The organism is Nocardioides sp. Z22_16 (genome assembly GCF_058134365.1).
This window is the reverse complement of the sequence record NZ_JBYTTI010000001.1, coordinates 171,634-189,039: the sequence shown is the minus strand read 5'-3', so window position 1 is coordinate 189,039 and position 17,406 is coordinate 171,634. Positions and strand designations below refer to the sequence as shown.

Sequence of the window (17,406 nt, the reverse complement as noted above, 5' to 3'; positions counted from 1 at the left end):
ATGGAGATCCTCGGGACCGGTCTGGACGAGCTGCGCGCGACCCGCAGCAGCATCAAGTGGCGGGCCTACCCGCCCGACGTGCTGCCGCTGTGGGTGGCCGAGATGGACGCCGTCCCGTGCCCCGAGGTGGTCGCGGCGGTCGCTGACGCCGTACGGCGCGGGGACACCGGCTATGCCTGGAGCCCGCCGCTGGTCGAGGCGTTCCTCGGCTTCGCGGCGCGCCGCTGGGGCTGGGAGGTCGACCCCGAGCGGGTGATGCAGGTGCCCGACGTGATGATCGGCATCGAGGAGATCGTCCAGGCCCGGGTCCCGGTGGGCGGGGCGGTCGTGGTGAGCCCCCCGGTCTACGACTCGTTCTTCGGCTTCGTCGCCGCCACCCGCCGGCGTCTCGTGGAGGCGCCCCTGGGCGCCGACCACCGCCTCGACCTGGAGGCCCTCGACCAGGCCTTCGCGGAGGCCGGCATGGGCTCGGCCTACCTGCTGTGCAACCCGCAGAACCCGACCGGGACCGTGCACACCGCCGACGAGCTGGCCGCCGTCGCCCGGCTCGCCGCCGAGCACGGGGTGCTCGTGGTCTCCGACGAGATCCACGCGCCGCTGGTCCACCCCGGTGCCACCTTCACGCCGTACCTGTCGGTGCCCGGGGCCGGACGCGGCCTGGCCCTGGTGAGCGGCTCGAAGACCTGGAACCTGCCCGGGCTCAAGACCGCCCTGCTGGTCGCCGGCCACGAGACCGGCCACGGGCTGCACGAGGTGGTCACCCACGGCGCCCAGCACCTCGCGGTGCTGGCCCAGACCGTGGCGTACCAGGACGGCGAGGAGTGGCTCGACCAGCTGCTCGGTGAGCTCGTGGAGCGGCGCCGGCTCCTGGTCGACCTGCTCGCCGAGCACCTGCCCGAGGTCGCGGTGACGCCCTCCGAGGCGACCTACCTGGCCTGGCTCGACTGCTCCGGCCTGGGGCTGGAGGATCCGACCGCCACCTTCCTGGAGCGCGGTGTCGCGCTGGTCCCGGGGGCCAAGTTCGACCCGCGGGCCACCCAGTGGACGCGGCTCAACTTCGCCACCTCCCCCGAGGTGCTCACCGAGGCGGTCCGCCGGATGGCGGGCGCCTCCTAGCTCCCCGGCCGCCAGGGCTCACGCCCAGCGGCGCACGGCCCAGCGCTCCACCACGCCCAGCACCGCGTCGGTGGTCTTGCCCAGCAGCGCGAGCAGCACGATCGCCAGCAGCAGCCGGTCGGTGCGCCCGTTGTTCTGGGAGTCCACCAGCAGGAACCCCAGGCCCTGGGAGGAGGCGATCAGCTCGGCCGCCACCAGGAAGAGCCACGACTGGGCCAGCGCCAGCCGCAGCCCGGAGAAGACCGCCGGGACCACGGCAGGCAGCTGCACCGCGGTGAGCAGCCGCACGCCGCGAAGCCCGAAAGCGCGCGCCGCCTCCACCAGCTGGCGGTCGACGTGCCGCAGCGCCAGGTGGACGGTGGTGAAGACGGGGAACATCGCGCCGATGGCGATCAGGGTGATCTTGGAGTCCTCGCCGAGCTTCATCCACAGGATGAGCAAGGGCACCCAGGCCAGGGACGGCACCGCGCGCACCGCGCCGATGGTCGGGGCGAGCAGCAGGTCGGCGACCCGGGAGAGCCCGAGCAGGGAGCCCAGGAGGATGCCGATCGAGGCGCCCACGGCGAAGCCGACCAGCACCCGCTGGGTGGAGATGTGGACGTGCCCGAGCAGCTCGTCGCGCTCCAGCAGACCCCGGCCCGCCTCGAGGACGGCGCCGGGAGCCGGCAGCTGGACGGGACTGAAGACGCCGGTCCGGGTGAGCAGGTGCCAGCCCAGCAGCAGCAGTGCCGGCAGCACCAGCCCGCCCAGCACGCGGACGACGGGGTGCGCGAGCCAGGCCGCCTGCTGGCGACCGTGGCCCACGGGGGCGCGGACACCCTCGTCGGCGCCCCCGTCGACACGCGCCCGGCTCGCGCCCGGCATCAGTCGGCCACCCGGCTGGCGTCGGCGCCGGCGGCGTACTCGTCCTCGAGGAGGCTGTCGAGGGCCTCGTCGATCTGCGACTGCTCCTCCACGTCGCCGGACTCCACGAAGAGCGGGCCGACCGTGGTCAGCACGTCGAGCTGGGCCTGCCCCGGGACGTGGTCGAAGTCGAGGTTGGTCCGCTCGGTGAGCACGGTGCGAGCGACCGCCTCGTCGATCGCGGCCGCCTCGGCGAGGATGGAGACCGCCTCGTCCGGGTTCTCCTCGATCCAGTCGCGCGCCTTGGCGTAGGCGTCGACCACGAGCTGGGCCAGCTCGGGCTCCTCGGAGAGGAACTCCTCGGTGGCGTTGAGGAAGCCGTAGGTGTTGAAGTCGATGTCGCGGTAGATCAGCTTCGCGCCCTCCTGCTCGGCGGCGGCCATGATCGGGTCGAGGCCCGCCCACGCGTCGACCGAGCCGTTGGCCAGGGCCGACCAGCCGTCGGCGTGCTGCAGGTTCTCCACGGTCACCTCGTCGGGGTCGACCCCCTCGGCGGCGAGCGACTGGAGCAGGAAGAAGTAGGGGTCGGTGCCCTTGGTGGCGGCCACCTGCTTGCCGGCCAGCTCCTCGACGCTCTTGATCTTCGACTCCTTGCCGACCACGATCGCGGCCCACTCCGGCTGGGAGTAGATGTCGATCGTGTGGATGGGGGAGCCGTTGGCCCTGGCCAGCAGGGCCGCCGAGCCGGCGGTCGAGCCGACGTCGATGGCGTTGGCGCGCAGCGCCTCGTTGGCCTTGTTGGAGCCGTCGGACTTCACCCAGGTGACCTTGACGTCCTCGTCGGCCAGGGCGGCCTCCAGCCACCCCTGGTCCTTGATGACCAGGCTGAGCGGGTTGTAGGTGGCGAAGTCGATCTCGAGCGAGCGCCCGTCGCTGCCGGCCTCGGCCTCGCCCTCGGCGCAGGCGGCGGTGGTCAGGAGCAGGCCGGCGCTCAGCAGGCCGGCGAGCGCGCGGCGCAGGGCCGTCGGGTCGTGCTTGGTCACGATGGTTCCTCTTCTGGTGGGGGTGGCGCGGGTGCGCCGTGGATGTGCCGGGGTGGGGCTGTGCGGGTGGGGCTGTGCGGGGTGGGACTGGGCGGGGTGGGGCTGCGCGGAGTGGGGCTGGGCGGGGGACTCAGTGGCGGTGGGCGTCGACGCCGAGGCTCTCCAGGAGCCGGCCGCGGAGCTGGGCGAGCTCGACGGAGCCGCGGTCGCGAGGGCGCTCGCCCGGGACGGTGACCACCTCGGCGACGCCCGCGGCCTGCTCGCCCTCGTGGCGGCCGAGGACGACGACGCGGTCGGCCAGCTGGAGCGCCTCGTCCACGTCGTGGGTGACAAGCAGGACGGTGGTGGGGTTGGCCCGGCGCACGTCGAGCAGCAGGTCCTGCATCTTCATCCGGGTCAGGGCGTCCAGGGCGCCGAAGGGCTCGTCGAGCAGGAGGACGCCGGGGCGTCGGGCCAGCGCGCGGGCCAGCGAGGTGCGCTGGGCCATCCCGCCGGAGACCTCGCGGGGCCGGTGGTCGGCGTGCTCGGCCAGCCCGACCAGGTCGAGGAGCTCATCGACCAGCTCCTCGCCGGCACGACGGGGGGTGCCGGCGGGCAGCCCCAGGGCGACGTTGGCCCGCAGCGTGCGCCACGGGAGCAGGCGGGGCTCCTGGAACGCCACCGCGCAGCGGCTCTCGATGCCCTGGACGGCGCGGTCCCCGACCAGCACCCGCCCGGCGGTGGGCTGGTCCAGCCCGGCGGTGACCCGGAGCAGGGTCGACTTGCCGCAGCCGCTGGGCCCCAGCAGGGCGACGACCTCGCCGGCCGCGATCCGCAGGTCGACCCCGCGCAGCACCTCGCGGCGCGCTGGGCCGGTGCCGAAGGCGCGGCCGACGCCGTGCAGGTGCACCTCGAGCGCCTGGGCGGTGGCGGCGCTGGACAGCGACTGCGTGGGCGGAGCGAGGAGGCTCATCGGTGATCCTGTCTTCAAAAGCGGTAAGTACAGCGACTTACTGCAATTAAAGCGGATGAAGGGGCTCCGCGTCCCTCAGGGTCCAGGGAGTCTCGCGGGCCGGGCGTCGGCCGGGGGAGCCGCTACTCGGCGAAGCCGGGCAGGGACCCCTCCAGCACGCCCCGGAAGGGCACCTCGGCCTCCAGCTGGCAGAGCAGGGCGATGCCGCCCAGCCAGGTCCGGTGGATGAGCAGGTAGGAGGGGGGCAGGTTGATCCTGGTCGCCATCGTGAAGTGCGGCGCGCGGGGGTCGTTGAGCCGCTCGTACTGACTGCGCATCCAGTCCCGGCTGAACCGGAACCGCTCGACGGTCAGCGGCTCGAGCAGGGGGGAGAGGTACTCCAGCAGCGCGCCGGCGTCCACCCGGACGCCGGGACGCACGAACCCCTCCGCACGGAGCCCGTCGAGCAGCACCTCGGCCTCGCCGGCGGCGGCGGCCCGCAGCAGCCGTCCCACCGGCTCGGGGAAGGCGCCACCGGGCAGCCGCGCCACGGCGCCGAAGTCGAGCACGCCGAGCCGGCCGGGGGAACCGTCGTCGGCGGGGATGGTGCGGAAGTTCCCCGGGTGCGGATCGGCGTGCAGCATCCCGGTCCGGTTCGGACCGGCGAAGTTGAAACGGACCAGGAGCTCGCCGTAGTGGTCGCGCTCCTCCTGGGTGCCCTCGGCGATGATCCGGGCCAGCGAGCCCTCGCTGTCGAGCCACTCGGTCACCAGGACCTTCTCGGTGGCGTGGACGACGTGGGGGACGAGGATCTCGGGGTCGGCGTCGAAGGCCTCGGCGAAGACCTGCTGGGCCTCGGCCTCCATCCCGTAGTCGAGCTCCTCGGCCGCGCGCTCCTGCAGCTCGCGCACCAGGGCCGCGATGTCCAGGCCCGGGAAGACCGGCGCGACCCCGCGCGCCACGCGGGCCAGCTGGCGCAGGTCGCCCAGCAGCGCCTCGTCGGCGCCGGGGAACTGCACCTTGATCGCGACCTGCCGGCCGTCGTGCCAGGTGCCTCGGTGCACCTGCCCGATCGAGGCGGCCGCGGCCGCGGCGCCGTCGAGCCAGGTGATCTGCTCGCGCCAGTCGGGCCCGAGGGACTCCGCGATCGCGTCGCGCACCTGCTGGGTGCTCATCGTGGGGGCGTTGTCCTGCAGGGCGGTGAGGTGCTCGCGGTAGGGCGCCGAGGCACTCTCGGGCAGGGCCGCCTCGAGGACGGAGAGGGCCTGGCCGAACTTCATCGCCCCGCCCTTGAGCTCGCCGAGGGTGCGGAAGAGCTGCTCGGCGGTGCGCTGCTGCACCTCGCTCAGCACGGCCTCCGCCGGCTTGCCGCCGAGGCGCTTGCCCATCCCCAGAGCCGACCGGCCGGCGTAGCCCAGCGGCAGCGCGGCGAGCCGGGCGGTGCGGGCGACGGCCTTCCGGGGGAGATCCACCATGTTTCCAGTGTGGCCGATCTATGGTCAGTCGGTCGCGAGCAAGCCGTAGACGGCCGCGTCGTGGCGTTCCTCGCCCACCGGCTTGGCCCCGGCCAGCGTGCCCTCGTGGGTGAAGCCGACCCGCTCGGCCAGGGCACGGCTGCGCGTGTTGTGGGCGGAGGTGCGGATCTCCAGACGGACCACGTCGGGCCGGGAGGCCAGGTGGTCGACCATCGCGGCCACGCACCTGCCGACGACTCCCCGGCCCTCGTGGGCGGCGTCCACCCAGTAGCCGAGCTCGGCGATCCGGGTCCACGGGTCGATGCGTGCCCCGACCGCCCCGACCAGCGTCCCGTCGACCGACATCACCGTCGGCAGGGTGCGGCCGAGCACCCAGCCCTCGAGCTGCTGGCGGGTGAAGAGCCGCATCCCCTCCAGCGACTGCGGCCCCTGCGCCCAGTCCTCCCAGACGCGGAGCCGCTCGAGGTTGGCCAGGGTGAGCTCGTGCATGCGCTCGGCGGTGGACGGGTCGCGCAGGGTCAGCGCCAGCCCGTCACCGAGGTCGTGCTCGAAGCGCATCTCAGGCCGAGGCCGGGAACTTCACCCCGGTGTTGGCGTGGCAGCGGTAGCCGAAGGGGTTCTTGGCCAGGTACTGCTGGTGGGCGTCCTCGGCGTAGTAGTACCCCGCCTCCTCGGCCGGGCGGATCTCGGTGGTGATCTCGCCGAGCTGCCGCCGGGCCAGCTCGTCGCCGTAGACCTTCGTCAGCTCGCGCGCTACCTGCTCCTGCTCGGGGGAGGTGACGTAGATCGCCGAGCGGTACTGGGTGCCGACGTCGTTGCCCTGGCGCATCCCCTGGGTGGGGTCGTGGATCTCGAAGAAGCGCTTGACCAGGGTGGCGAAGGAGACCTGAGTCGGGTCGAAGACGATCCGCACCGCCTCGGTGTGACCGGTCCGGCCCGAGCAGACCTCCTCGTACGTCGGGTGCGGGGTGATGCCGCCGGCGTAGCCGACCGAGGTGGACCAGACGCCGTCGATCTGCCAGTAGATCTCCTCGGCGCCCCAGAAGCAGCCGAGGCCGAAGATCGCGACCTCCATGCCGTCGGGGACCTCGTCGGTCTGTACGGGCGTCTTCAGCACCAGGTGGTGGTCGAGGCGCCACGGCTGGTGGTCCCGGCCGGGCAGGGCCTCGTCGGGCGAGGGCAGGTGGGACTTGGCGCGGCCGAACATCGTGAGCTCCTCGGGGTGGGTGGACGGGTCAAGTGTTCCAACCGCGGCAAGGCCCCGCTGCTTCCCGTCAGCCCGGACCGGATACCCGATCCGCGCCGCGGCTAGTCTCGGACGGGTGAGCCAGTCCAACAGCCATGAGCACGCCCACAAGTCCGGCTTCGAGACGCGTGCGATCCACGCCGGGTACGAGCCCGACCCCACCACCGGCGCGGTGATCCCGCCGATCTACGCGACGAGCACCTACAAGCAGGACGGTGTCGGCGGGATGCGTGGCGGCTACGAGTACAGCCGCTCCGCCAACCCGACCCGCACCGCGCTCGAGGGCGCGCTGGCCGCGGTGGAGGAGGGGGAGCGCGCCTTCGCCTTCGCCTCCGGCCTGGCGGCGGAGGACACGCTGGTCCGGGCGCTGTGCCGTCCCGGCGACCACGTGGTGCTCCCCGACGACGCCTACGGCGGCACCTACCGGCTCTTCGACAAGGTCGAGCAGAACTGGGGCCTGGCCCACAGCCCGGCGGCGGTCTCCGACGTCGACGCGGTGCGCGCGGCGATCCAGCCCGGCCGGACCAGGCTGGTCTGGGTGGAGACCCCCACCAACCCGTTGCTCAACATCGGCGACATCGAGGCGCTCGCCGCCGTCGCCCACGAGGCGGGCGCGCTGCTGGTGGTCGACAACACCTTCGCCTCGCCCTACCTGCAGCAGCCGCTGGTGCTCGGTGCCGACGTGGTGGTCCACTCGACCACCAAGTACGTCGGCGGCCACTCCGACGTGGTCGGCGGCGCCCTGGTGGTGCGCGACCTCGAGGTGGCCGAGCAGGTCGCGTTCCACCAGAACTCGATCGGCGCCGTCCCCGGGCCGTTCGACAGCTTCCTCACCCACCGCGGCCTGAAGACGCTGGCCGTGCGGATGGACCGGCACTGCGACAACGCCGAGCGGGTCGTCGACTTCCTGACCGGCCACCCGGCCGTCGCGGAGGTCATCTACCCCGGCCTCGCCGAGCACCCGGGCCACGCGGTCGCCGCGAAGCAGATGAAGCGCTTCGGCGGCATGGTGAGCTTCCGGGTGGCCGCCGGCGAGCAGGCCGCCCTGGACGTCTGCGCGCGCGCCGAGGTGTTCACCCTCGGGGAGTCGCTGGGCGGTGTGGAGTCGCTGATCGAGCACCCGGGCCGGATGACCCACGCCAGCGTGGCGGGCACCGACCTGGAGGTCCCGGCGGACCTGGTCCGGCTCAGCGTCGGCATCGAGACGATCGACGACCTGCTGGCCGACCTCGACCGTGCCCTCGGCTGAGAGCCCGTTCGTCGTCTGCGCCGACTTCGGCTCGACGTTCACCAAGGCCGTCCTGGTCGAGACCCGCACCGGCGCGCTCGTCGCGGTGGCCAGCCACCCCACCACCCTGCCCACGGGCGCGCCCGGCCCCGGGGACGACCTGCTCGACGGGCTCGACACCTGCCTGGCGAGGCTGGCCGAGGTCGAGCCGACGGCGTACGACGCACCGGTGCTGGCCTGCTCCTCGGCGGCGGGCGGGCTGCGGATCGCAGTGGTCGGCAACGAGGAGCTGGTCACCGCCGAGGCCGGCCGACGGGTGGCGCTCTCCAGCGGTGGTCGGGTCGTCGCGGTCCTGGCCGGTGGCCTGACCGAGGAGCGCTACGCCGAGCTGGTCGCCGCCGCCGCCGACGTGCTCCTCCTGGTGGGCGGCACCGACGGCGGCAACTCGGCGGGCCTCGAGGCGGATGCTGCGCTGCTGGCCGCTCGCGGGTGGCGGCTGCCCGTGGTGGTCGCCGGCGACGTCGAGGCGAGGGACCGGGTCGTGGCCACCCTGCGGGACGGGGGTGTCCCGACGGTGCCCGCGGACAACGTCGTCCCGCGGATCGGGGTGTTGTCACCGGAGTCGGCCCGGCACGCGATCCGGGAGGTCTTCTGCTCCCACGTCATCGGCGGCAAGGGGCTCTCGGCCCGTCCCGCGTTCCTGGAGATGGTGCGCGGTGCCACTCCCGACGTGGTGCTCACCGGGGTCGCGCTGCTGGCCGGGCTGGTGGGCGACGTCGTGGTGGTCGACGTCGGGGGCGCCACCACCGACGTGCACAGCGCCGTGGAGCCGGACCCCGACACCACGCGCTCCGGCGCCGGCGGGCTCTCCCGCGAGGTGGTCGCCACCGCGCCGCTGACCCGGACGGTCGAGGGTGACCTCGGGATGCGCTGGTCGGCTCCCGGCACCGTCGAGGCGGCCGGGCAGGACGAGCTGGCGGCTGCCGCTGCCGCCAGGCGGGCGGATCCGGGGATGGTCCCGCAGGACGAGGCGGAGGCGACGGTCGACGAGGCGATCGCCGGTGCCGCGGTCGGGCTCGCCCTGCGCCGCCACGCCGGCCGAGCCCGGATCGTCGCCGGCCCGGACGGCCGGGTGGTCGAGCGGAGCGGGAAGGACCTGCGCGAGGTGCGCCTCCTGGTCGGCTCCGGCGGGGTGCTGCGGCACGGCCGCCTCGGCGTGGCCGAGCGGGTGCTGAGGCGTGCGCTGGAGCCTGGGGGCCCCGGGGAGCCCGACGAGGGGTGGCAGCTGCCCCGCTCCCCGCGCCTGGTCGTCGACGACGGCCACGCCCTGGCGTGGGCCGGCCTGCTGGCCGCCGACCACCCCGCGGCGGCGCACCGGCTGCTGGAGCGGTGGCGGGAGCGGTGGCCGGACGGCGTGCCTGGGTAGCCTGACGAGGTGATGGATGACGGGGACAAGCGGCGCGCCGCTGACGGTGGTGGCACTCGGGTCGACAGGCAGGTCGACGGGCAGGCGGCTGGCGAGGCGGCCGGGCCGGCCGACGGGCAGGGCCGCGAGAGCCTGGGGGAGCGGATCACCCAGCAGCTCGCCCACCAGTGGGCGCTGATCCGCGCCGAACGTCGGGCGGCGCAACCCCCGGTGATCACCGGCGGCGCCTCCAACTTCAGCCGGGCCCAGGTGCCGTGGGGCCTCGACCTCGCGGCGGCCTGGTCGTGGCGGTTCATCGTCATCGCCGTGGCCGGCTACCTGATCGCGCGGACGGTCGCGGACTTCGCGGTCGTCACCCTGCCGCTCGCCATCGCCCTGCTCGTCAGCGCGCTGGTCAGCCCGCTGGTGCGGGGCCTGGCCCGGATCGGCATCCCACGGGGGCTCGCCAGCATCACCTCGGTGGTGCTCACCCTGGGCGTGGTGGGCCTGCTCCTCACCTTCGCCGGCCAGCAGGTCGCCAACGGCGCCTCCGACCTGGCCGACCAGGTGGTGCAGGGTCTCCAGGAGATCCGGCTGTGGCTGACCGACGGTCCGCTCAAGGCCAGCGAGAGCCAGATCAACGACTACATCAAGGTGGCGCAGGACGCCATCACCGAGGGCTCCCAGAACGGTGCCGTGGTCAGCCAGGTCACCGGCATCGGCACCGCCCTGGGTCACGTCACCGCCGGCTTCTTCATCGTCCTCTTCGCCACCTACTTCTTCCTCGCCGACGGGGAGCGGATCTGGGCCTGGATGGTCCGCCTCGCCCCCCGGGCGGCGCGCGAGCACGTGGACAACTCGGGACGGGTCGCCTGGATCTCGCTGACCCAGTTCGTGCGGGCCACCGTGATCGTGGCCCTGGTCGACGCCCTCGGGGTGATGATCGTGGCCCAGATCCTCGGCGTGCCCTTCGTGCTGGCGATCGGGGTGCTGGTCTTCCTCGGGGCCTTCGTGCCGATGATCGGCGCCACCGTCGCCGGCTCGGTGGCGGTCCTGGTGGCCCTGGTCGACCAAGGGCCCTTCACCGCGCTGCTGATGCTCGGCGGCGTGATCGTGGTCCAGCAGCTCGAGGGGCACATCCTGCAGCCGTTCCTGATGGGCCGGTTCGTCTCCCTCCACCCCCTCGGGGTGATCGTGGCCATCGCCTGCGGCCTGCTCGTGGCCGGCATCGGTGGCGCGCTGGTCGCCGTCCCGCTGGTCGCCGCCGCCAACGCGGTGATCCAGCACCTGGCCGAGCAGACCGACGTGGGGGAGGCCGAGCCCGAGGAGGTGCTGGAGGAGGAGATAGCCGGCGAACGCGCCGCGGGCAACCAGGCCGAGCCGGTGCCCGAACCCGCGAGCCCGGTGGTCGACGACGACGAGGGACGTCGTGACGACGCCTGAGTCGGTCACCCGGGCCGACATCGAGGCAGCGGCGGTGACGCTGGCGGGGGTGGCGGTCCGCACCCCGATGGAGGAGTCCCGCTGGCTGTCGGGGCTGGTCGGCGGCCCGGTCCAGCTCAAGTGCGAGAACCTGCAGCGCACCGGCTCCTTCAAGGCCCGGGGCGCCTACGTGCGGATCGCCGGGCTGAGCGAGGCGGAGCGGGCGCGCGGCGTGGTGGCGGCCTCGGCCGGCAACCACGCGCAGGGCGTGGCGCTGGCCGCCCAGATGCTCGGCATCCGGGCCACCGTCTTCATGCCGGAGGGCGCTCCCATCCCCAAGGAGCGGGCCACCCGCGGATACGGCGCGGAGGTGGTCTTCGCCGGTGCCTACCTCGAGGACGCCCTCGACGCCGCGCAGGCGTTCGCGGCCGAGACCGGGGCCGTGCTGATCCATCCCTTCGACCACGCCGACGTGGTCGCCGGCCAGGGCACCTGCGGGCTGGAGATCCTCGAGCAGTCGCCCGAGGTGCGCACCGTGCTGGTGCCCACCGGCGGCGGCGGGCTGCTCGCCGGCATCGCGATCGCGGTGAAGGCGACCCGCCCCGACGTCCGGGTGATCGGCGTGCAGGCCGAACGCGCCGCGGCGTTCCCCGGCTCGCTGGTCGCCGGGGGGCCGGTGGCCCTCGTCTCCATGGGCACGATGGCCGACGGGATCGCGGTGGGCCGCCCCGGGGAGATCCCCTTCGCCGCGGTCCGCGAGCACGTGGACGAGATCCGCACGGTCTCGGAGGAGTCGCTCTCCCGGGCGCTGCTGGCCCTGCTGGAGCGGGCCAAGATGGTCGTCGAGCCCGCCGGGGCCGCCGCCGTGGCCGCCCTGCTCGACGACCCGACCGCCTTCGAGACCCCCGCGGTGGCGGTCCTCTCCGGCGGCAACGTCGACCCCCTGCTGCTCGGGCGGGTGATCCGGCACGGTCTCGCCTCGGCGGGTCGCTTCCTCTACCTGAGGGTCTGCATCGCCGACCGGCCCGGAGGACTGGCACGACTGCTCGCCGAGGTCAGCGAGACGGGCGCCAACGTGCTCGAGGTCGCCCACGAGCGCACCTCACCGAGCCTCGCGCTCGACGAGGTCGAGGTGAGGCTGCAGCTGGAGACGCGGGGCGCCCCGCACGCCGAGAAGGTGCTGGCTCGGCTGCGGGAGCGCGGCCACCGCGTCTACGAGTGAGCCGGCCTCAGCCGGTGAACGGGACGGCGTCGACGATCTCGACCTTGAGGTCCTTGCCGTTGGGCGCCTCGTAGGTCACCGTGTCGCCCTTCTTGCGCCCGTTGATCGCGGCGCCGAGGGCGGACTGGGGGGAGTAGACCGTGAGCCCCTCCTCCTCCATCTCGCGGGCACCGAAGAGGAAGACCTCCTCGTCGCCGAAGTCGACGAAGCGGACCGTGACCTTCATCCCCGGCTCCACGACCCCGTCGTCCGCGGGGGTCTCGCCGACCTCGGCACGGCGGAGCATGTCCTCGAGCTGACGGATGCGGGCCTCCTGCTTGCCCTGCTCGTCCTTGGCGGCGTGGTAGCCGCCGTTCTCCTTCAGGTCGCCCTCGTCGCGGGCGGCACTGATCTTGTCGATGATCTCCTGGCGCATGGGACCCTTGAGGTCCTCGAGCTCCGCCGTGAGCTTGTCGTAAGCGTCCTGGGTCAGCCAGATGGTGGCCTGATCGGTCGACTGCGTCATCGCTTCACTCCTGTACGGGAATAGCAACACCCGCCGGGCTCATCGCCGCCGTGTGGGGCGATCTAGGCCTGTGAGCCCTGCGGGTGACTGGTTGACGGATCAGTCTAGCAACGGACGGGTGAAAGCGCCCGCCGACAGATCAACCGGCAGCCAACCGGCAGAACGACCGACGGTCAGCGCCGTCGGGACTGGCCGTCGGCGCGGCAGCCGACATTCTCGGCGCTGGTGGCGCGGCGCTCGGTGCGCACGGTGACCTCCTGGCGGCCGGCGACCCCGGTGAAGGTCTGCTCGCCGACGACCGTCTTGTCCTCCGCGTAGGCGCGGACCAGGCACTCCGCCTCGTCCGTGCCGTCGAGACGGATGTCGACCACCACGGTCACGGTGTGGTCGTCGACCACGTCGTAGCCCACCTGGCCCGACTCGGCGGTGGGGTTGCCGTGGAACCACGCGGCCCACGCCAACCACCCCAGGAGGACGACGGCGAGGACGCCGACCACGACCTTCACCACGAGGCGGCGACGCTCCGTGGGGGCGCCGTACCGTTCCGCCAGCTCTGCCTGAGAAGTCACGCTTCTAGCGTGCCACCTAGACTCCAGCCATGCCCGACCGCCCCCGAGCCGGCGCGCGCGCCGGCCTGCGCCTCATGCACGTGCACGCCCACCCCGACGACGAGTCGAGCAAGGGTGCTGCCACGACCGCGAAGTACGTCGCGGAGGGGGTCGACGTCCACGTCGTCACCTGCACCGGCGGGGAGCGCGGCTCGATCCTCAACCCCAAGATGGACCGCCCCGACATCGCGGCCAAGATCACCGAGGTGCGGCGCCGGGAGATGGAGTGCGCCCGCGACATCCTGGGGATCACCCAGGACTGGCTCGGCTTCGTCGACTCCGGCTGGCCGGAGGGCGATCCCAAGCCGCCGCTGCCCGAGGGCTGCTTCGGCCTGGTGACGCCGGAGGAGGGGGCGGCGCCGCTGGTGCGGCTGATCCGCGAGTTCCGGCCCCACGTGATGACGACCTACGACGAGAACGGCGGCTACCCGCACCCGGATCACATCAAGTGCCACGAGGTCTCGGTCGAGGCGTTCCACGCGGCCGGCGACCCGGAGCGCTACCCCGAGGCCGGCGAGCCGTGGCAGCCGCTCAAGCTCTACTACCAGCACGGCTTCAACCGCCCCCGGAGCGTGGCGCTGCACGAGGCGATGCTCGCCCACGGGCTGGAGTCGCCATTCGCCGAGCGGCTGGAGAAGTGGGAGCCGAACCCGGAGTGGGACGCCCGGATCACCACCCGGGTCCCGTGCAGCGACTACTTCGGGGTGCGCGACCAGGCGCTGCTGGCGCACGCCACCCAGATCGACCCGGACGGCTTCTGGTTCGCCATCCCGCGCGAGATCCAGGAGGAGGTCTGGCCGACGGAGGACTTCGAGCTGGTGGTGAGCCACGTCGAGACCGAGCTGCCGGAGGACGACCTCTTCGCCGGCATCGACGGCTCGAGCAGCGACGCGGGCTGAGCGGCCCTGACCCGGCGGCCGTTGGGGGCGCCTGAGACACTGGGAGCATGCTCGACCTCCTGGACCCGTCGCTCCTCCACCCCCTGCTGTCGCTGGCAGACGGAGCCCCCCGCAAGTCTCCCGAGCCCGAGGACGTCAAGGCCGGCTGGACGGCCCTGCTGCTCTGGCTCGGTATGGCCGTCGCGGTCGCACTGCTCGGCTGGAGCCTGATCCGGCAGCTGCGCAAGACCACCGCCGCCCGCGACGCGGGCGTCTACGGCGACCGGGTCGCCCCGCGGGATCCCGAGGACCACGAGCGTCCCTGAGGCCCCTCCGGAGGCGCGGCGTTTGTCGCGTCAGGAGAGGGGGTACGGCGGGCTCATGATCATTCAAATCCTCGGACTTCTCCTCGTCGGCATCGTCATCGGCGCTCTCGCGCGTCTGCTCCGTCCCGGTAAGCAGTCCATGAGCCTGGTCGCGACCATGCTCCTCGGCGTCGTGGGCGCCATCATCGGTGGTCTCCTGGGAGGCCTGCTCAACGACAACACCAACCCGTTCGAGCTCAACTTCCTCGGCTTCATCTTCGCGGTGATCGCCGCCTTCATCCTGGTCGGCGTCGCCGAGGGGATGTCGAGCAAGAAGTCGCACGTCTGACCCAGTCGGGCTCTGCGGGCGGAGCTCGTCCGTACCGGCCACGACGACCGCGCACCCGAGTGGGTGCGCGGTCGTCGTGCGTCCGGAGGTCTCAGGCCTGCCCGTCGGCGAGCTCCTCACGCAGTCGCGGCTCGGTGCGGTGCTCGGGTCGCAGGCCCTGCTTGTCGGCGTAGAACGCCCGGATGACGTCCATGTCGGCACGGACGTCCCCGGTGATCTCCACCGTGGGGCCGAACCCGACCGTCCTGGTCGGGCCGTCGATGAACCCCAGGGCCACCGGCAGGTGGGTCTGCTGGGCCAGCCGGTAGAAGCCGCTCTTCCAGTGCTCGGACCTCGTCCTGGTGCCCTCCGCGGCGATGGCCACCACGAGCGTCTCGTCCCGGGAGAGGTTCTCGGCCAGCTCCGAGACCACCTCGGAGGCGTTGTCCCGATCCACCGGCACCCCGCCGGTGGCGCGCAGCAGCCAGCCCAGCGGGCCCTTGAAGAGCTCCCGCTTGATCAGGATCCGCGGGGTGACCTCGCGTGACCACATCATCAAGAGGGTCGCCACCCAGTCCCAGTTGGAGGTGTGCGGCGCCCCCACCATGATCCCGGTGGGCGGCACCTCACCCACCACCCGCCATCGAGCGGCTCGGAGGAGGGTGCGGGCGAGGGTGCGGCGGATCAGCATGCCCAGACCCTAAAGGACCCCCAAGAGGTATGACGGCTGTCACACATCGGGTAATTTCATCTGGTGCGCCGACTCACTCTTCCCCTCGCAGCTCTCGTGCCCCTGCTCGCCTCGGCGGCCCTGGTCCCCACCGGCCATGCCGCCTCCGACTCCTTCAGCCGGGTCTGGGACCGAGGCCCCGGCGGTGAGCGCTACGTGGCCCTGGGCGACTCCTTCGCCTCGGGGCCGGGCATCGCCCCGCAGCGGCCCGAGGGCTGCAGCCGCAGCGAGCTGAACTTCCCCAGCCTCGCCGCCCAGGCCTGGGACGACCAGCTCCCCGGCGGGCTCGCGGCGTTCACCGACGCCAGCTGCGGCGGCGCGCAGACCAAGGACCTCTTCGCCCCCCAGGGCGGCGGGACCCCCGTCAACGACCCGCAGCTCGACGCCCTGGACGCCGACACCACCCTGGTCACTTTCGGGACGCTGGGCGGCAACGACATCGGCCTGGTGCAGCTCGCGGTGGGCTGCTTCACCACCGACTGCGTCCCCCCGGCCGGCACCGACCCGCTGGCGACGAAGTTCTCCACCCTGGAGGCCTCGCTCACCCGGGGCCTCTCCGAGGCCAAGGCGAAGGCGCCGAACGCCGAGATCCTGGTGGTCGGGTACGGCACCTACCTGCCGCCCGGTGGGTGCCCGAGCACGTTCGGTGGCGCCCTGACCACCGGGGAGTTCGCCTACGTGCAGGGCCAGATCGACCGCATGTCCGACCTGCTCGCCAGCGTCGCGGACGAGCAGGACGTGGAGTTCGTCGACATGCGCGAGATCCCCGGCTCGGTCGACCGCACCGCCTGCGCGCCGCCCGAGCGTCAGTGGATCCGGGCCCTGTCCACCTACGACGACGGGGCCACCCTGCACCCGTCGGCCTGCGGCATGGACGCGATGGCGCAGCACCTGGTGCGCACCGTCCAGGCACTGCGCGGCCAGGCGCAGACCCCGTTCGACGACTCCTGCGTGAGCGCCGGCGGCTCGGCCCCGAGCCCGGCGCCGACGCCGAGCCCGGCGCCGACCGAGACGCCCGAGCCCACCGTTCCCGCCCAGCCGACCCCGCCGGTGCCTGCTCCCACGCCGACCGTCACCCTGCCCCCGGTCGTCGAGAAGAACCCGGCGAAGGACCGGGCGACGCGCCGCGCCGAGCTGCGGCGCCAGGCGAAGACGCTGCGCGGCCGCGTCTCCTGCCGCGACGGGGCGGCTCGCCTGGAGGTGCGGGGCGTCACGAAGAACGTGGCACGGACCCGCTTCTCCGTCGGGGGGAAGAAGGTCGCGGTCTCGCGGGCGACCCCCTTCAAGGCGGTCCTGAAGCGTGGCCAGGTGCCGGCGCGCGGCGTGGTCAAGGCGCAGGTGGTGCTCCGCGACCAGGGGCTCAAGACGGTGCACGCGGTGAGGTTCGCCCGGCCCTCGTGCCTGAGGTGAGCTGTCCGTAGGCCTTGACCGTCAGGAGCGCGGGAAGACGCAGAACTCGTTGCCCTCCGGGTCGGCGAGCGTCGTCCAGCCGGGCATCTCCCACAGCCGGGTCGCGCCGCGGGCCAGCAGCTCGTCGACGTCGCCGGTGACGTCCCAGTGCACCCGGTTGGGCGCGGAGCGCGGCTCCGGCACCGGACAGAAGTCGAGCGTCATCCGGTCGTCCGCGGCGATCCCGGTGAGGGTCCACCAGTCGTCCCCGGGCTCGTTGGTCGCCTCGGCCCCGAAGAGCGACCCCCACCACCTCGCCAGGGTCTCGGGATCCGCGCAGTCGATCGCGACGCCGTGCAGGCGGTAGTCCGGCACGTGGTCGGCACCCCGGACGAACGCACAGAACTCGTTGCCCTCCGGGTCGGCCATCACCGTCCAGCCGAAGCCGGTCTCCGACGCGGGAGCAAGCACCCTGGCCCCCAGTGCCAGCAGGTCGTCGACCGAGGCGCAGTCGACGTCGAGGTGGAGCCGGTTCTTCACCACGTGGGGCCGGTCGACCTGGTTGACCCAGACGGTGTGCCCTGGGGTGGGCCCGCTCAGTCGGGCCGGCGCCTCGGCGGTCGCGACCTCGAGGCCGCTGACGGCGGCCCAGAAGCGCGCCTGTGCGTCGACGTCCACGGCGTCGAGGCAGAGGTCCTTCCACGTCGCCAGACTCATCGCAGCAGTCAAGCA

At 73.1% G+C, this 17,406-nt stretch carries 19 protein-coding genes; 9 read left to right on the top strand and 10 right to left on the bottom strand.

Features of this window, described 5'->3' with window-relative positions:
* Nucleotides 1-1,116, top strand: a complete 1,116-nt coding sequence (locus AC3X7R_RS00910; RefSeq protein ID WP_489963661.1) for a MalY/PatB family protein — start codon at nt 1-3, stop codon at nt 1,114-1,116.
* Nucleotides 1,117-1,134: 18 nt separating this feature from the next.
* Here the strand turns inward: AC3X7R_RS00910 and AC3X7R_RS00905 are convergent, their stop codons facing one another.
* The 6 genes from AC3X7R_RS00905 to msrA form a co-directional block, all read right to left on the bottom strand.
* Nucleotides 1,135-1,980, bottom strand: a complete 846-nt coding sequence (locus AC3X7R_RS00905; protein ID WP_489963660.1) for an ABC transporter permease — start codon at nt 1,978-1,980, stop codon at nt 1,135-1,137.
* The gene (locus tag AC3X7R_RS00900) at nt 1,980-3,002 is read right to left on the bottom strand and encodes an aliphatic sulfonate ABC transporter substrate-binding protein (RefSeq protein ID WP_489963659.1); all 1,023 of its coding nucleotides are present in this window, start codon (nt 3,000-3,002) and stop codon (nt 1,980-1,982) included. Before AC3X7R_RS00900 ends, AC3X7R_RS00905 begins: the two co-directional genes overlap by 1 nt.
* Nucleotides 3,003-3,132: 130 nt before the next feature.
* On the bottom strand, nt 3,133-3,954 hold the full coding sequence (locus AC3X7R_RS00895) for an ABC transporter ATP-binding protein (RefSeq protein ID WP_489963658.1): 822 nt from the start codon (nt 3,952-3,954) through the stop codon (nt 3,133-3,135).
* Between the two features lie 122 nt (nt 3,955-4,076).
* A complete protein-coding gene (locus tag AC3X7R_RS00890) occupies nt 4,077-5,408 on the bottom strand; it encodes an ABC1 kinase family protein (protein ID WP_489963657.1) in 1,332 nt (443 codons plus the stop codon).
* 24 nt (nt 5,409-5,432) lie between these two features.
* Complete coding sequence (locus tag AC3X7R_RS00885) at nt 5,433-5,966, bottom strand: GNAT family N-acetyltransferase (RefSeq protein ID WP_489963656.1); 534 nt, start codon at nt 5,964-5,966, stop codon at nt 5,433-5,435.
* Between the two features lies 1 nt (nt 5,967).
* The gene (gene msrA / locus AC3X7R_RS00880) at nt 5,968-6,615 is read right to left on the bottom strand and encodes a peptide-methionine (S)-S-oxide reductase MsrA (protein ID WP_489963655.1); all 648 of its coding nucleotides are present in this window, start codon (nt 6,613-6,615) and stop codon (nt 5,968-5,970) included.
* Nucleotides 6,616-6,730: 115 nt separating this feature from the next.
* On the opposite strand from msrA, the gene AC3X7R_RS00875 reads away from it, so the two are divergent.
* From AC3X7R_RS00875 to ilvA, 4 genes are read left to right on the top strand one after another with little or no spacing between them, the layout of a single operon-like run.
* Nucleotides 6,731-7,903: a cystathionine gamma-synthase gene (locus AC3X7R_RS00875; protein ID WP_489963654.1), complete on the top strand. Its 1,173-nt coding sequence runs from the start codon at nt 6,731-6,733 to the stop codon at nt 7,901-7,903.
* Nucleotides 7,890-9,308 carry a glutamate mutase L gene (locus AC3X7R_RS00870; protein WP_489963653.1) on the top strand — a complete coding sequence of 473 codons (1,419 nt, stop codon included), beginning with the start codon at nt 7,890-7,892 and terminating at the stop codon, nt 9,306-9,308. The genes AC3X7R_RS00875 and AC3X7R_RS00870 overlap by 14 nt, the downstream gene beginning before the upstream one ends.
* Before the next feature lie 12 nt (nt 9,309-9,320).
* A complete protein-coding gene (locus AC3X7R_RS00865; RefSeq protein ID WP_489963652.1) occupies nt 9,321-10,730 on the top strand; it encodes an AI-2E family transporter in 1,410 nt (469 codons plus the stop codon).
* Complete coding sequence (ilvA, locus tag AC3X7R_RS00860; RefSeq protein WP_489963651.1) at nt 10,717-11,931, top strand: threonine ammonia-lyase; 1,215 nt, start codon at nt 10,717-10,719, stop codon at nt 11,929-11,931. The genes AC3X7R_RS00865 and ilvA overlap by 14 nt, the downstream gene beginning before the upstream one ends.
* Nucleotides 11,932-11,938: 7 nt before the next feature.
* Here ilvA and greA read toward each other — a convergent pair whose 3' ends face one another.
* Together greA and AC3X7R_RS00850 are read right to left on the bottom strand one after the other, a co-directional pair.
* Nucleotides 11,939-12,436: a transcription elongation factor GreA gene (gene greA / locus AC3X7R_RS00855; RefSeq protein ID WP_489963650.1), complete on the bottom strand. Its 498-nt coding sequence runs from the start codon at nt 12,434-12,436 to the stop codon at nt 11,939-11,941.
* 173 nt (nt 12,437-12,609) lie between these two features.
* Entirely contained in the window at nt 12,610-13,005 is a 396-nt protein-coding gene (locus tag AC3X7R_RS00850) for a DUF4307 domain-containing protein (protein ID WP_489963649.1), read from the bottom strand.
* Nucleotides 13,006-13,034: 29 nt separating this feature from the next.
* Between AC3X7R_RS00850 and mca the strand changes: the two genes are divergently transcribed.
* Genes mca through AC3X7R_RS00835 form a run of 3 tightly spaced genes read left to right on the top strand, consistent with a single transcriptional unit; the run spans nt 13,035 to nt 14,576 of the window.
* Entirely contained in the window at nt 13,035-13,943 is a 909-nt protein-coding gene (gene mca / locus AC3X7R_RS00845; RefSeq protein ID WP_489963648.1) for a mycothiol conjugate amidase Mca, read from the top strand.
* Nucleotides 13,944-13,990: 47 nt separating this feature from the next.
* Entirely contained in the window at nt 13,991-14,248 is a 258-nt protein-coding gene (locus tag AC3X7R_RS00840) for a hypothetical protein (protein ID WP_489963647.1), read from the top strand.
* 55 nt (nt 14,249-14,303) lie between these two features.
* Nucleotides 14,304-14,576, top strand: coding sequence for a GlsB/YeaQ/YmgE family stress response membrane protein (locus AC3X7R_RS00835; protein ID WP_489963646.1), 273 nt, complete (start codon nt 14,304-14,306; stop codon nt 14,574-14,576).
* 91 nt (nt 14,577-14,667) lie between these two features.
* Here AC3X7R_RS00835 and AC3X7R_RS00830 read toward each other — a convergent pair whose 3' ends face one another.
* On the bottom strand, nt 14,668-15,246 hold the full coding sequence (locus AC3X7R_RS00830; protein WP_489963645.1) for a 1-acyl-sn-glycerol-3-phosphate acyltransferase: 579 nt from the start codon (nt 15,244-15,246) through the stop codon (nt 14,668-14,670).
* A gap of 63 nt (nt 15,247-15,309) precedes the next feature.
* On the opposite strand from AC3X7R_RS00830, the gene AC3X7R_RS00825 reads away from it, so the two are divergent.
* Nucleotides 15,310-16,695: an SGNH/GDSL hydrolase family protein gene (locus AC3X7R_RS00825; protein WP_489963644.1), complete on the top strand. Its 1,386-nt coding sequence runs from the start codon at nt 15,310-15,312 to the stop codon at nt 16,693-16,695.
* Nucleotides 16,696-16,716: 21 nt separating this feature from the next.
* Here AC3X7R_RS00825 and AC3X7R_RS00820 read toward each other — a convergent pair whose 3' ends face one another.
* Entirely contained in the window at nt 16,717-17,391 is a 675-nt protein-coding gene (locus AC3X7R_RS00820) for a VOC family protein (RefSeq protein ID WP_489963643.1), read from the bottom strand.
* Nucleotides 17,392-17,406: the final 15 nt, after the last annotated feature.